The sequence below is a fragment of the Bacillus sp. z14 (2026) genome, assembly GCF_058313575.1.
Genome location: NZ_JBZFQK010000002.1, coordinates 856027 through 868707, shown reverse-complemented (window position 1 = coordinate 868707; position 12681 = coordinate 856027). Strand labels below are relative to the sequence as shown.

General features: G+C 36.9%; 15 protein-coding genes. 1 reads left to right on the top strand and 14 read right to left on the bottom strand.

Annotation, left to right across the window (positions count from 1 at the left end; translation table 11 throughout):
• Window positions 1-57: 57 nt before the first annotated feature.
• The 13 genes from AC4G3O_RS10280 to AC4G3O_RS10220 form a co-directional block, all read right to left on the bottom strand.
• Window positions 58-837 (bottom strand): LamB/YcsF family protein, encoded by a 780-nt coding sequence (locus AC4G3O_RS10280; RefSeq protein WP_066099931.1) that lies wholly within the window; start codon window positions 835-837, stop codon window positions 58-60.
• Complete coding sequence (locus AC4G3O_RS10275) at window positions 830-1807, bottom strand: 5-oxoprolinase subunit C family protein (protein ID WP_140461328.1); 978 nt, start codon at window positions 1805-1807, stop codon at window positions 830-832. The genes AC4G3O_RS10280 and AC4G3O_RS10275 overlap by 8 nt, the downstream gene beginning before the upstream one ends.
• Window positions 1801-2517 (bottom strand): 5-oxoprolinase subunit PxpB, encoded by a 717-nt coding sequence (gene pxpB / locus AC4G3O_RS10270; protein WP_140461327.1) that lies wholly within the window; start codon window positions 2515-2517, stop codon window positions 1801-1803. Before pxpB ends, AC4G3O_RS10275 begins: the two co-directional genes overlap by 7 nt.
• Before the next feature lie 415 nt (window positions 2518-2932).
• On the bottom strand, window positions 2933-3577 hold the full coding sequence (locus AC4G3O_RS10265) for a hypothetical protein (protein ID WP_140461326.1): 645 nt from the start codon (window positions 3575-3577) through the stop codon (window positions 2933-2935).
• Window positions 3578-3992: 415 nt separating this feature from the next.
• Window positions 3993-4289 carry a DUF2087 domain-containing protein gene (locus tag AC4G3O_RS10260; protein ID WP_262365956.1) on the bottom strand — a complete coding sequence of 99 codons (297 nt, stop codon included), beginning with the start codon at window positions 4287-4289 and terminating at the stop codon, window positions 3993-3995.
• Between the two features lie 22 nt (window positions 4290-4311).
• Window positions 4312-4860: a nucleoside/nucleotide kinase family protein gene (locus tag AC4G3O_RS10255; protein WP_491136125.1), complete on the bottom strand. Its 549-nt coding sequence runs from the start codon at window positions 4858-4860 to the stop codon at window positions 4312-4314.
• 356 nt (window positions 4861-5216) lie between these two features.
• Window positions 5217-5777, bottom strand: a complete 561-nt coding sequence (locus tag AC4G3O_RS10250) for a thioredoxin family protein (RefSeq protein WP_491136124.1) — start codon at window positions 5775-5777, stop codon at window positions 5217-5219.
• A gap of 99 nt (window positions 5778-5876) precedes the next feature.
• Window positions 5877-7268 carry an FAD-binding oxidoreductase gene (locus AC4G3O_RS10245; RefSeq protein WP_491136123.1) on the bottom strand — a complete coding sequence of 464 codons (1392 nt, stop codon included), beginning with the start codon at window positions 7266-7268 and terminating at the stop codon, window positions 5877-5879.
• 361 nt (window positions 7269-7629) lie between these two features.
• Window positions 7630-8484 (bottom strand): ABC transporter permease, encoded by an 855-nt coding sequence (locus tag AC4G3O_RS10240; protein WP_066099955.1) that lies wholly within the window; start codon window positions 8482-8484, stop codon window positions 7630-7632.
• Window positions 8477-9397: an ABC transporter ATP-binding protein gene (locus AC4G3O_RS10235; RefSeq protein WP_066099958.1), complete on the bottom strand. Its 921-nt coding sequence runs from the start codon at window positions 9395-9397 to the stop codon at window positions 8477-8479. Before AC4G3O_RS10235 ends, AC4G3O_RS10240 begins: the two co-directional genes overlap by 8 nt.
• A gap of 421 nt (window positions 9398-9818) precedes the next feature.
• Window positions 9819-10442 carry a pyridoxamine 5'-phosphate oxidase family protein gene (locus AC4G3O_RS10230; protein WP_139891165.1) on the bottom strand — a complete coding sequence of 208 codons (624 nt, stop codon included), beginning with the start codon at window positions 10440-10442 and terminating at the stop codon, window positions 9819-9821.
• A gap of 128 nt (window positions 10443-10570) precedes the next feature.
• Entirely contained in the window at window positions 10571-10879 is a 309-nt protein-coding gene (locus tag AC4G3O_RS10225; protein ID WP_306821531.1) for a GNAT family N-acetyltransferase, read from the bottom strand.
• Between the two features lie 58 nt (window positions 10880-10937).
• Window positions 10938-11564, bottom strand: a complete 627-nt coding sequence (locus tag AC4G3O_RS10220) for an NUDIX hydrolase (protein WP_066099964.1) — start codon at window positions 11562-11564, stop codon at window positions 10938-10940.
• A gap of 182 nt (window positions 11565-11746) precedes the next feature.
• Here AC4G3O_RS10220 and AC4G3O_RS10215 point away from each other — a divergent pair, with 182 nt between their 5' ends.
• Window positions 11747-12163 (top strand): organic hydroperoxide resistance protein, encoded by a 417-nt coding sequence (locus AC4G3O_RS10215; protein ID WP_066099966.1) that lies wholly within the window; start codon window positions 11747-11749, stop codon window positions 12161-12163.
• A gap of 113 nt (window positions 12164-12276) precedes the next feature.
• Here AC4G3O_RS10215 and AC4G3O_RS10210 read toward each other — a convergent pair whose 3' ends face one another.
• Window positions 12277-12582, bottom strand: a complete 306-nt coding sequence (locus AC4G3O_RS10210; protein ID WP_148629603.1) for a DNA-binding protein — start codon at window positions 12580-12582, stop codon at window positions 12277-12279.
• Window positions 12583-12681: the final 99 nt, after the last annotated feature.

Below are 12681 nucleotides of genomic sequence, written 5' to 3'. Positions count from 1 at the left end.
TGGCTCATTAGTTAGAATAACAACCAGCTGTATTCAAATGTCTTCCAAAGAGATTTTTTATATCAATTCATTTATGAAACGATCTATTTTTTGAATTTCGATATCTTCTCTTTTTAATGTTTCTGAGATTTGCTTTGCAAATTCCAACGCGTTTTCTCCATCTCCATGAATACAGACTGTATCTGCTTTTATTGTTATCACCTCATCCTGAACGGAAGTAACCCTCTGCTCTTTCACCATACGAACAACTTGATGAATGGCTTTTGTTGGATCTTTAATCAATGCATTGGCTTCCGTTCTGGAGGTTAATGTTCCATCCGCCTGATAAGTGCGGTCTGAAAAAACCTCACTGGCAGCACGTAAACCAATACGTTTGGCCGCCTTCACCAATTCTCCACCGGATAATCCAAATAAAATCAATTCAGGATCGACATCATATACCGCTTCCGAAATGGCTTCGGACAGAGCAACATCCTTTGCCGCCATATTAAATAAAGCTCCGTGCGGTTTTACGTGCTGTAGCTTGCCTCCCTCTGCCTTTGTAAACGCATATAATGCACCGATTTGATAGATTACCAGATCATAGGCTTCCTCAGGACTAACCCTCATTTCCCTGCGCCCAAAACCTATTAAATCCTGAAAACCCGGATGTGCTCCTATTCCAACTCCCTTCGAAAGCGCTAACCGTACTGTTTTCTTCATTGTCGATGGATCGCCTGCATGAAAACCACAGGCTATATTAGCTGAAGATACATAATTTAGTATCTCTTCATCTCGCCCCAATCGATACTGCCCAAAGCTTTCTCCCATATCGCAATTAATGTCAATCTTATACATATTGTTTCCCCTTATTAAATTTCATCCCAATTCCCCTTTTTAAAATTTTCAGTTGTTTTTCTTGATTAATATAAAGCTGCTGCGCCTCATCCAATGTGACGAATTCAAATTGCAAAGAATCACCTGGTTTTGCCTGGGCAACAACTGGCAAATCAACCGAAATAACTTCTGCTATTTTTGGATAGCCGCCGATCGTCTGACTATCAGCCATCAATATAATTGGTTTCCCATTTGCAGGAACCTGTATCGTCCCAAAAGTGACGGCTTCTGAAATAATCTCTTTCTGCTTAAAAAGTTCAAGCGAGACTCCATCAAGACGATAACCCATTCTATCTGATTGAGGAGAAATTTTATAAGATTGCTTAGAAAAGGCATCTATACTCCTTTTTGTAAATTCTTCAAAATGCCTGCCCTTTAAAACCCTTACCTTTTTACGGCCTTCTGGCTCTATATGCAACAAGTTCGAAGCAAACCACTTCGTGCTAATTACATCCCTCTCAAGTTTTAAAGGACCAGCCCCTAAGTGATCGCCCTTTTGCAAAGGTCTCCCTTTGAATCCCCCTATTTGTGCACGTAAATAAGTGGAATAGCTCCCCATCACTTTTGGAATCTTTATGCCCCCGCGTATTGCTAAATAGGCACGGCATCCTGTCTTAGGCTGGCCGAATGTCAGAACATCCCCTTTTTGAATGTGAATAGGACTTGCCATTTGCATTGGCCTGCCATTTAAAGAAGGGGATAAGTTTCCTCCGCACAAAGAAACTATCGTATTCTCTAAAAATCGTATAGTTGGACCATAGAGGGTCATTTCAATCGTCGGTTCATTTTCATGATTCTGGACCAACAGATTTGCCATTCTATGAGATAACGGATCCATTGCTCCGCCTGTGATAATCCCATATTTTTTAAATCCATACCTTCCTAAATCCTGAATGGAGGTTAACAAACCCGATTTTTCAATTATTAACATTGCCGTTCCCCCTCCAGACTGACATACTCTTCAGGGCTAATTGGTTTAAATTGAACCCGGTCCCCAGCTTGCAATAAAGTGGGTGACGAATCAGTTGGATTAAATAATTTCAGAGGAGTTCTCCCAATCAACTGCCAACCTCCTGGTGTTTCAATTGGATAAATTCCTGTTTGTTCACCAGCAATTCCTACCGTTCCCGGGGGTATATTTTGTCTTGGCGATTTTCTTCTTGGTGCTGAAATTTCCTTAGACATTCCTCCAATATAGGGGAATCCAGGTGCAAAACCAAGCATGTATATAAGATAATCACCACTTGAATGAATCTCAATAACTTCCTGTTCAGTTAAATAATTATATTTAGCCACATATACTAGATCCGGACCGTATTCTCCGCCATAGCAAATTGGAATTTCCACTCTTCTTTGTTCGTTTTTAATTGATGGTTGAAGACGGTCTAGCAATCTTTTTAATTCACTAGTGATTACTTCATATGGTAGCCGACTTTCCTGAAATGCTCGATAAACATATTCAGGAGAATAAAATAAGGTAAGTGTTGTATACGCGGGAACCACCTCAATCAGCCACTCAGGTTGCTCACTTTCCAATATGTTGCTTATCTTTCGGACAGAGTTATAGGTCTCTTCATCTATCTCTTTGCCAAATTCAATTAAAATTGCTCGGTCTCCAAGTGGATGTAACGAATAATTCAACTACCATCCCTCACCTTCCATCCCATTCAAGAGAAATATGTAATGTTTTGTAGGAATAATAAAAATCTCCAGATATTCCATTATTATACTTTAAGTGTTTGAATTATTAAAATATTTAAATTATCACCATTTATAATTTACTCCATTCGTTATCGTTGTAATTATCCTTACTTCAATTCAATTCTTCTGTTGATAAACTGAACCAAGATAATATCGAACAAGATAGTATGGCAATGATCATTCTTAACAGCAAGAAAGCGAAGTCCTAAATGAAAAAGTAAAAAAGACAGAGAAATAATCTCCCTGTCTTCAATCTTAATATTCATACGTTAATGGCATCATAAACCTTTATTCGATTAGCCCGACCAAAACTAACCTCATAAAAGCTCAACATAAGCTTTTGATTTTAAAGGATTTACACATTACTTGAAGAGTAATTCAGTTTAAAGATGGAAAGTTCCTTCTCAATCTCGCTATCTATTAACACTTCATTTACTGTATCCTCTTTTGGATTAAGTTCTTTATAGGACTCTTTATCGATAATTTCCCTTTTAATCCGTTCAATATGCTTCTTGCAGTTCCCTCTGTCTAACTTTTCAGAAATCACCAATTCCTGTAATGCTATTTTCTGTTTGATAATAAAAGCTTCTCGATTGCTTTTATCATTATCTAAAACACAAAGGGCTTTATTTAGCCTATATTGATATTCTTGGATTCTTTGATTATGCATATCTATTATTTCATTCAGACATTGTAATTTCTGCTGTTCCTTAACTTTTTCTCGAATCATTTCCCTGGCAGCTGTATCTTTCTTATGATCCACATACTGTGTGACTAACTTATTTATACTTTCAATTCGAATAAGCTTGTTCGATTGTTTCATATCTAAGTAATGACCGATTTCTATATGCTTTGCTAATGCTAACTTTAAAATTTGAATGTTCTCCTCTAAAATTTTTATAGCATCATCTAATATTTGGCGGTAATCGTTCAATTCTTCAATAAATAACTCTTTATCTGTTTTGAAAAATCGGGTTATCTTTTTTAATAAGTTTTTCATGCTACCTCACCCTTAGTTGTATAATTTATATAATTAGTTATCCGATACCCTTTTTCGTCGGTCAAAAGAAATGATTGCCGTATAATAATCATATTATGTAAATAAACTTTTATTTCATGCAGTATACTTGTATTATGATTACAAAACCTACTAATCAAATTAGTTTCATTATTACACTCATAGTATAAATATACACTTATTTCAGTTTATCAATCCACTATTTGTTTTCAACTAAACTGCTCTTTAACAGCATAAAAGAAGACCGTCAATTTGACAGCCGTGGACTTTCGCTATAGTTTGATAGAATACCGGTCTCCAAAGGGTGAGACTAAATAGTTCATCATTCAACATAATTTAAATATCCTATTATCCCCTAACATTTTTGCTTGGCTTGCTCAATATAAATTTTATCCATTTAATCTTCTTTTATCCAATATTCCGAACAATCCTTGCTGCGATTCATAAATCCATACACGATAAGCTCTCTTCTAATTGTTGCAAAATCACCGTAAATTGTTTTCAATACTTCGTTAATTTCTATTTCTGAATATACTCTCCCCAGTTCAAAACGTTCACTTATATTTTGTAAAATGATCAGCTTTCTTTTCTCCTTACTCGGAAAAGTATCTAATTGACCACTCAAACCTTCTTTAAAATAGGCTGACAAGACCTTTTGCTTTTCCTCTTCTGTTGTTACATAGCGTATATTCACCATGTTTACCCCCTAAAATCAACTATGTTTCTATTTTTTTAGTAATAATATTTACAATCTCATATTCAGGTAATGTTCCATCTACAATGAGGTCAGAAATCGGTTTGATCGTATTCAACATATGAAGATATCCCCTTCTTCCCCAACCAATGTAGTAATTTAAATCCATCATAATCTCCTCAACGGCACCATTTCTAAAATCTCGAGTTAATCTTCGTGCCATGGCAATATCCAGTGGAGTATCAATAAATACTGCAAAATCAATAATTTCCTTCATTTGACTATGTAAATTAGCGAATGGAAAATCTACTATTATGTAATCCAGCGGTTCATTAACTAACTTTTTTATATCTGTAAGAAGCGGTGATAAATCCCAATCATCTGGATTACCTCTATTATCAATCCAATTAATCATGTCATTGGGACCATTAAAATCATAATCATCAAAGGATAGAGTTCCACTATTTTGCAAATTATTTTTCAGGTAAGAGGTGATGGTCGTTTTTCCTCCACCTGAAACAGCAGCAATTGAAATAACAAACGGACACTTTCTTTTATTATATTTCTCCAATTCAAAAATCCTTTCATATAACCAGCATTCTATTCCTTTGAGTACTTGACTAACTTTGCAGTTCCACCGTCTTTTATTGACTTTGCAATCCTTTCACATTTTTTAATGGCCCATATATAAAAGCAGGTTTCTTCTTGTTGGGAAGCCTGCTCCTTCTGTCCTTTCCAAAAATATTTTCTCTACACATTCAATTATCTAGATTTTAAGTTCCTAATTACCGAAGCCTGAAGTTAAATGATTGTCAAAATTTTACGGCTGGATTCCATTCTATTGAATCATTGAAGCCCGTCCTTGTATGTCGCCTAAGCTTTTCTCGGTGATATATCCTCTTCTAATACTTTTAGATGAATCACTCGCTACTTAATTTCTTTTAACTTACTAATAATGCTATCTGCAATAACATGCCAAGTATCATAATCCACCGTAAATTTATTTACAAATTCTTTGAACATCTCAAGTTGTTTTTCTTTAAAATCAGGGGCATCTGCGCTTGGTAACTGTGATTTCAATTCCTCAAAGCTTTGTTGAATTTTAGCAGCGCGTGGTCCCCAGACGGTTAATTCATTTCCATCCTCATCTATGAAAATAAAAATCGGGATCGATCGAGCCGTTCCATTGGTTAAATACTGATTCATTAACTCTAAATTGCTGTCACGCAGGATAAAACGAACGTCGATATTTGTTGCCTCTGCAATACGCAGTAAAATCGGGATATTTACCATTGCATCCCCGCACCAATCTTCTGTCAACACAATAACCTTAATCCCAGTGGGCGGTATAGTTAAAAGCGCCTCTTTACTCTCCCCTGATAGATGGAACGATTCATATACCTTTAGGAGATTTTCTTTATTTGTTTTCATACCATCGATATACTGTTCCGTTGTTAAACCTTTTTCAAACCATTGTTGTAATTCCACCCCTAAAACCCTCCTGTTATCATTATAAAAACTCATCCACCAATACATGTCTCTATCTTAAGAGAGCTATCAAGGTTAAAACAAATTCTACCAATCTATTTATTTCTCTTTCTTTATTTTAAAAATTTTATTTGGGTTTAGAAGATTATCTGGATCTAGTACCCGTTTAATCTTTTCCATCACCAGCAGTGCTTCTCCGTGTTCTTTCTCTTGGTATTTCTGTTTCCCAATGCCGACACCATGTTCTCCTGTACAAGTTCCTCCTCGTTCAAGTGCATACATGACAATCATTTCATTATATTGATCAGCTCTTTTCAGTTCATCAAAATCATTCATATCAATCATTAACAGAACATGAAAATTGCCATCACCGACGTGCCCAACAACACCGCCTGTAAGCATTAACAAATCAAGTGTTTCTCTTGCATGAGCAATAGCACCTGCTAACTCGGAAAGGGGCAAACAAACATCGGTTATCATGAGTTTTTTTCCTGGGTGTCCATGAATATAGGAGTAAGCTAGATTATGGCGAGCTTCCCATAGCTGATTTCGAGCAGCATTATCGGTCTCGAATTCAATACGTTCACAATTGTGAGCCTCCACAATCTCTTTCATAAATTCAACATCTTGCTTTAAGCCCGCCTCATTCCCCTCAAATTCTAAAAATAAGGTTGGCTGTTCCAGATAGGCCGTCTTATTATGAAGGTTTACTTGTTTCATAGAAGGTTCATCTACGAGCTCAACTCTTGCAATTGGAATTCCCGCTTGTAAAATATTCAAGACTGCTTCAACAGCATCACTAACTGTTTTAAAGGATGCTCGCGCTGCCATAATATTTTCAGGAATACCGTACACTCTTAATGTCAATTCAGTAAAACATCCAAGTGTCCCTTCCGAACCAACAAATACACCATTTAAATGATAGCCAGAAGAAGATTTTTCTGCTAAATTTCCTGTATGAATCACTGTGCCATCTGCGAGAACAACCTCTAAATCCCGAACTTGGTCACGCATAATTCCATATTTAACAGATGTTGTTCCACTGGCATTTGTAGCTGCCATCCCACCAAGTGTTGCATCTGCTCCCGGATCTACGGAGAAAAACAATCCGTATTTTTTCAGCTCTTTATTCAACTGAGAACGCGTCACCCCTGGTTGAACTTTCACAAGAAAGTCCTTCTCCTTAACCTCTACTATTTTATCCATAAGAGAAAAGTCAATCATGATTCCATGGTCATAAGGAATAACATGCCCTTCCAAGCTTGTTCCCCTTCCAAATGGCACAATCGGCACTTTATATTGATCCGCTATAGTAATTATCTCCCTCACTTCTTCTGTGTTTGTCGGAAACACTACTATATCAGGCAGACTAGCACGATGATACGATTCATCTATGCTGTGTTGTTCTAAAATAGTATGATTGGTCGTTACTCGGCTTTCTTGAATAACACTTCGCAGAGCAATTAACAATTCTTCAGTGGTTTTGATCAATTTATTCGCCCCTTATTATCATTTTTCCGCGGTATTTGTTAATGGTATTTTTGCTGTTTGAATTATAAAAATATACCTTTATAGTAATTCCTCTTACTTTCAATTCTCTCCAACCTCTACCATTATATCAAATATTAGGAAAATATTTGCAATTCACATTCCCTAATATTGATTCTAATTAAAGCTTTAGGGAATAAGAAAGGATCATACAGCTTCGATATAATAATCGAATAAGAGTCATTATTAAAAAATACTGGTTGAGGATGCGGTGAAGGGCAATTTAGCTGGATTAACATGAAATTGATTCAGGAAAAAGATAACTATATTAGTGCATGAAAATAGCAGGAAACTATGTCCCCTGCTAAGATTTCTTTCGTGATACATTCCATACGGCAAGAGCGAAAAATAAAATGGTGACTCCTACCAGGACAAGAATATGCGTGCTGCCTTGGGCAGTAAAGTCACCATATGTCAGCACAACACCCAGTTCTTCTTTAAAACCATCGACTGCAGCACTTGGTGCACCGTCGAATGATATTTTTAAGGGCTCTTCCATAAATACCTGACGAAATAAGACGCCTGCATGGGTGACCGGAAAGATCTTCACAATCATTTGTACAGCATCAGGAAGATTGCCAATTGGTATGTAAATGCCGGTAAGAAACCCGATTAATGTCCCGATAATCGTACTGCCAGTTGCAAATGCATTAACACTTGAAAAGAAGCTAACTAAGAAAAACACCATTGCGCTTGAGGCTAGAACCGATAGGAACATCAACACAATGATTTTTAACATACCTATGAGTGGCAAAAGCTCCCCACCGTTTGCGACAATATATATCTCCGCTAAGACAAAAGTGACCATACACATGATGAGGCCGACCATAAATGAACTGATTACATAACCACCAGCGATTTGATACCTTTTTAATGGCGAAGCATAGAAATCTTTTGCATTGCCATTTGCCCGATCCTCTACCATTGTGCCAAAAGCGCCCATTGTCGTCGTGACAGAGGTAACGGCAAGAAGACCGCCCATAATCCAACTGTCCATTAAGTATCGAGCTTCCTTAATTTCGGTCATGTCCCCTGCAATGGTATCTCCAAGAAAGAGGACATATAAGCCAATGATAATGAAGACGGCCAATAAGGAGAAGAAGACCGCACTTTTATCCCGAAAAAATAGTTTTAGATTACGCTTTGCTAAATTAAACATCAGCACGTATTTCCTTTCCTGTGATTTCGATGAACACGTCATCCATTGTCCCATGCATCACTTCAAAATTTGCAATCAAGGGCTCTGCCAATTTTAGAATCGAGAGGGCCTCTTTTGTATTCGCTATTTTAATGATCATCAGTTGATGCTCGTTTTTGTAACTGATTCCATTGGCTTGAAAAAGCTCATCGAGAGCAGCATAGTCAATCGGTTCAATTTTCAGCATATCTGAGCTATATGTATTTCGCAGTTCATAAGGAGTTCCCTTTGCCACAATCTCTCCATCATCAATAATCATGATATAGTCGGCAGAGGCGGCTTCCTCCATATAATGTGTCGTCAAGAATACAGTCAGTCCCTGATCTCTTTGCAGGTTCGTAATCGTCTCCCAAACACTTCTTCTTGTTTGGGGGTCAAGACCGGTAGTCGGCTCATCCAGGAAAAGAACCTTCGGTGTGTTCACAAGAGCTCTTGCTATATCAGCGCGGCGCCTTTGTCCTCCTGATAATTTTCCGTATGGGCGATCAATAAAGTCCATGACATCAGCTGCAATCGCTGCTTGTTCCACTCTGGATTTGAGCTCCGATTTTGGAATCTGATAGAATTTGGCTCTTGTTAGGAGATTTTCCCGTACAGTCAGGAGAGGGTCGAGCAGACTTTCCTGGAAGACTACCCCGATTGATTCACGGATTTTTGAATCATTTTTAGCAATCTGAAAGCCATTGATGATGATTTCTCCTTTATCTGGCTTCAAGAGCGTGCATAACATATCAATTGTCGTGCTTTTGCCCGCGCCATTAGGACCGAGGAAGGCAAACAGCTTTCCTTGCTCTACATAAAAATCAATATCATTCACCGCAGTAATGTCACCATAGGTTTTGGAGAGGCGGCGTACCTCAATGATTTTTTCCATATAAACACCTCAATTCATATAAATAGGCAGATTAGAATGTTTTTTCGCTGGAGAGTTTTAAAAATGGGGTCAATTCGTAATATTTAATTATATTATAGCTCGGATAGAAGCAATTTGGCGATGAAATATATGCGATGAAATGAACATTCTATCCTGATTAAAACATATATAGACTGGATTTACAGATTGAGGGAGAACTTCGAGATATTTACACGACAATATGATGCTCCTCAATTTTCTTAATGTATTAAAAAATAAACCGATTAATGATGTAAAACCACTCTATAAATATGTAAAAAGGTACATGAATTAACGCGTGATTTCTTTAAATAACAAGAACAGCCACATCCTTACGAAAACAGTCTTATTTTTACTGTGGCGAAAGAATAAGATTACTATCAGAGAGCAACAAAAAAATTGCTTAATATAATCTGGTTGTGTAACCCTCCTTTAATTGAATTTCAATGTCTTCAGCTCTTGTTTTCAATTTGCTGGCATGCGCTGCAAGTATCTTTGAAGCTTGAGGAAGAGAATTTTTATCTGGCCACGTTGTCGGGTTCCATAATTCTGATCTAATAAATGCTTTTGCACAATGAATAAAGCATTCCTCTACCTTAACCCCAATACCGATGTTTGGTGTCTTTCCATTAACACCTAAACACTCAAGCAAGTCTGGATCTTTTACTACGTACCCTTTTCCATTTACACGGAGGGTTTCACCCAAGCCTGGAATAATAAACAACAAGCCTACTCCAGGGTTCATTAGAAGATTGTATAGGGTGTCCATTCTTTTATTGCCTCTCCGTTCTGGAATTATCAAATAATTTTCATCCAATATTCGAACAAATCCAGCTTGGTCTCCCCTAGGTGAAACATCTAAATTCCCGTTTCCATCCGTTGTACCAATAAACACAAACGGAGATTTGCTTATGAAATGAACACAATGATCATCCAATCGTTTAATCACTTTATTTTTTACTAGTTTACTTGGTTCTCCTATCAGAGCACGCAGTTCATTTGCCTCCGTTATAATCTGTTCAAACATTGTATTCCCCCTTTTTTATTTAACCAAATAGGTTTCAGCCAACTCCTGATTCAAATAGCGGGCCATACCTGTTTTCAATGGGTAAAATCCGCATTTTTTATAAAATTCCTCGTTTCCGACTGTCGAAATTAAGTGGATACAAGATACGGATTCAATTGTGTTAATAGAGAGTTAATAATTTCCTTAGCTACTCCATTACCCTGTTCGTCTGTATGGACTACGAGATCATAAATCGCACCATTAAATACACCATCTGATAGCGCTCTTCCAAAACCAATTAGTCTATCTTCTTTAAAAGCAATGGCCACATGCGTGCTTACTGTGAATACTTGATTAATCATTTCAATTGTATGCTTATTCCAGCCCACAGATTGATAGACTTGCTGCATAGACTCGGCATATATTGAGTTATAATTTACTTTGATTTCTATGTCCATTCCGAGATTCAGTTGACTATGCTACCGATCGTTTATCTTTTCTAAGCACTTCCTCGATTTAAGCTTTCCGGTTAGAGCAAATAGCTTCTGCCACGCTAACAAAATACTGCTTAGAATGCGGTACAAACCGGTCCTTACTTATTGTCTCCTTAAACCAGGTTTTACCTCCGCTAGAATCCTGCTTATAGCCTTCAATCTCCAAATGATCTGAATCTCCATTGTAAAAAGAAATAAAATCGTATAATCGAGCTTTTGCCATTCCAGATACTTCTTCCGGCTGCAGGATAAAAGTCTCCATAGGTTCTGTCATTTCATAAAGAAAAACATGACTTAATTCATGGTCTTTGATTGTCTCTGTTTCTATTACATTAGGAAACATACCAAGGCTGTTTAGTTGATCATAGGTAACATTTAATCCAAGTTCCTCATTAACTTCTCTTACACCATCAGCTACCGTTTCGTTTGAAAGAATATGTCCCGCTGCAGTTATATCGTAAACATTAGCAAAATCTTTTTTTAAATGACTTCTAAGTTGAAGATACATATATTCTTCATGATTTTCTTTTCCAACCACATAACATTGAAAGGTTTGATGCCAATATCCTTTATTATGGACTTCATCGCGTGTGGCTACCCCAATCGCGGAACCTGATTCATCAAAAATAGTTAGCATTTCTGTTTCCATACATATACACACTACTTCCCATATATTTACTTTCACCATTATTATATGCCTAGCTTTTCTATGTAGTCTAGATAAAAAAGGAGATATTTTCATAATGATTAATACCTATTCTTTTGACAATCTGTTTAATAAAACCAAAATAGGGAAAAGTGCTATATATCATTAATTAAGGAGTTGGTTTGATGGAACCATTATATACAGCAACCGTCACATCTACAGGCGGTCGTGAAGGACATGTAAAATCTGAAGACGGGATTATAGATTTAGATGTGAGGCAACCAAAAGCATTGGGAGGTAGCGGAGAACAAGCTGCAAACCCAGAATTACTGTTTGCAGCAGGATATGCTGCCTGTTATGACAGTGCATTAAACCTCGTATTACGTAAGGATCGAAAAAAAGTAGATACAACGGTCACGTCTAATATAACGATTGGTAAAGATGAAGAAGATGGCGGTTTTAAACTGGCTGTCCGCTTAGATGTCTCTATCCCTGGTTTGGATAAAGAAGAAGTTAAAAAATATGCTGATATGGCCCACCAGGTTTGCCCTTATTCTAAAGCAACGCGAGGAAATATTGAGGTAACCATTATTACGGTGTGATTACTTACTTTCTATATAAGTATTTTTATAGGATAGAGTCTATTCGCTTATAAATAACAGAACAAACGACTGGGAAACCAGCCGTTTGTTCTTTTTTTACTTAAACCGTCCGTTTAACTGCTAAAATTCTCGGATGAAATCCATTCAATTAATTGATTTTTAGGATAATAGGTAGTTCCGTTTAATACCAGCTTAGGGACATCCTGATATTCAGTCAATAAAGCCTTTATTTCATTCCTATTTAATTTAAAAACATAGGCTAGGTCACTCTCTTTTAAAAACACATTGTAATCAATTACATTTTTAGACTGACGAAAATTTATGAGTCCTTTACCTACGTAATGCCCCAATAAAGCTAATCCAACTCCAATACAAAATAGCCCAAAATTTATTCCTGCACCTGAAATATCTATTTCCAAATCTATCTCCCCCTTCTTTAATTCTAGTAAACATAAAGAAATTTCCCTTCGAATTCCGACTCTTTTATATGCATCTATATTTATTCGATTAAAATATTG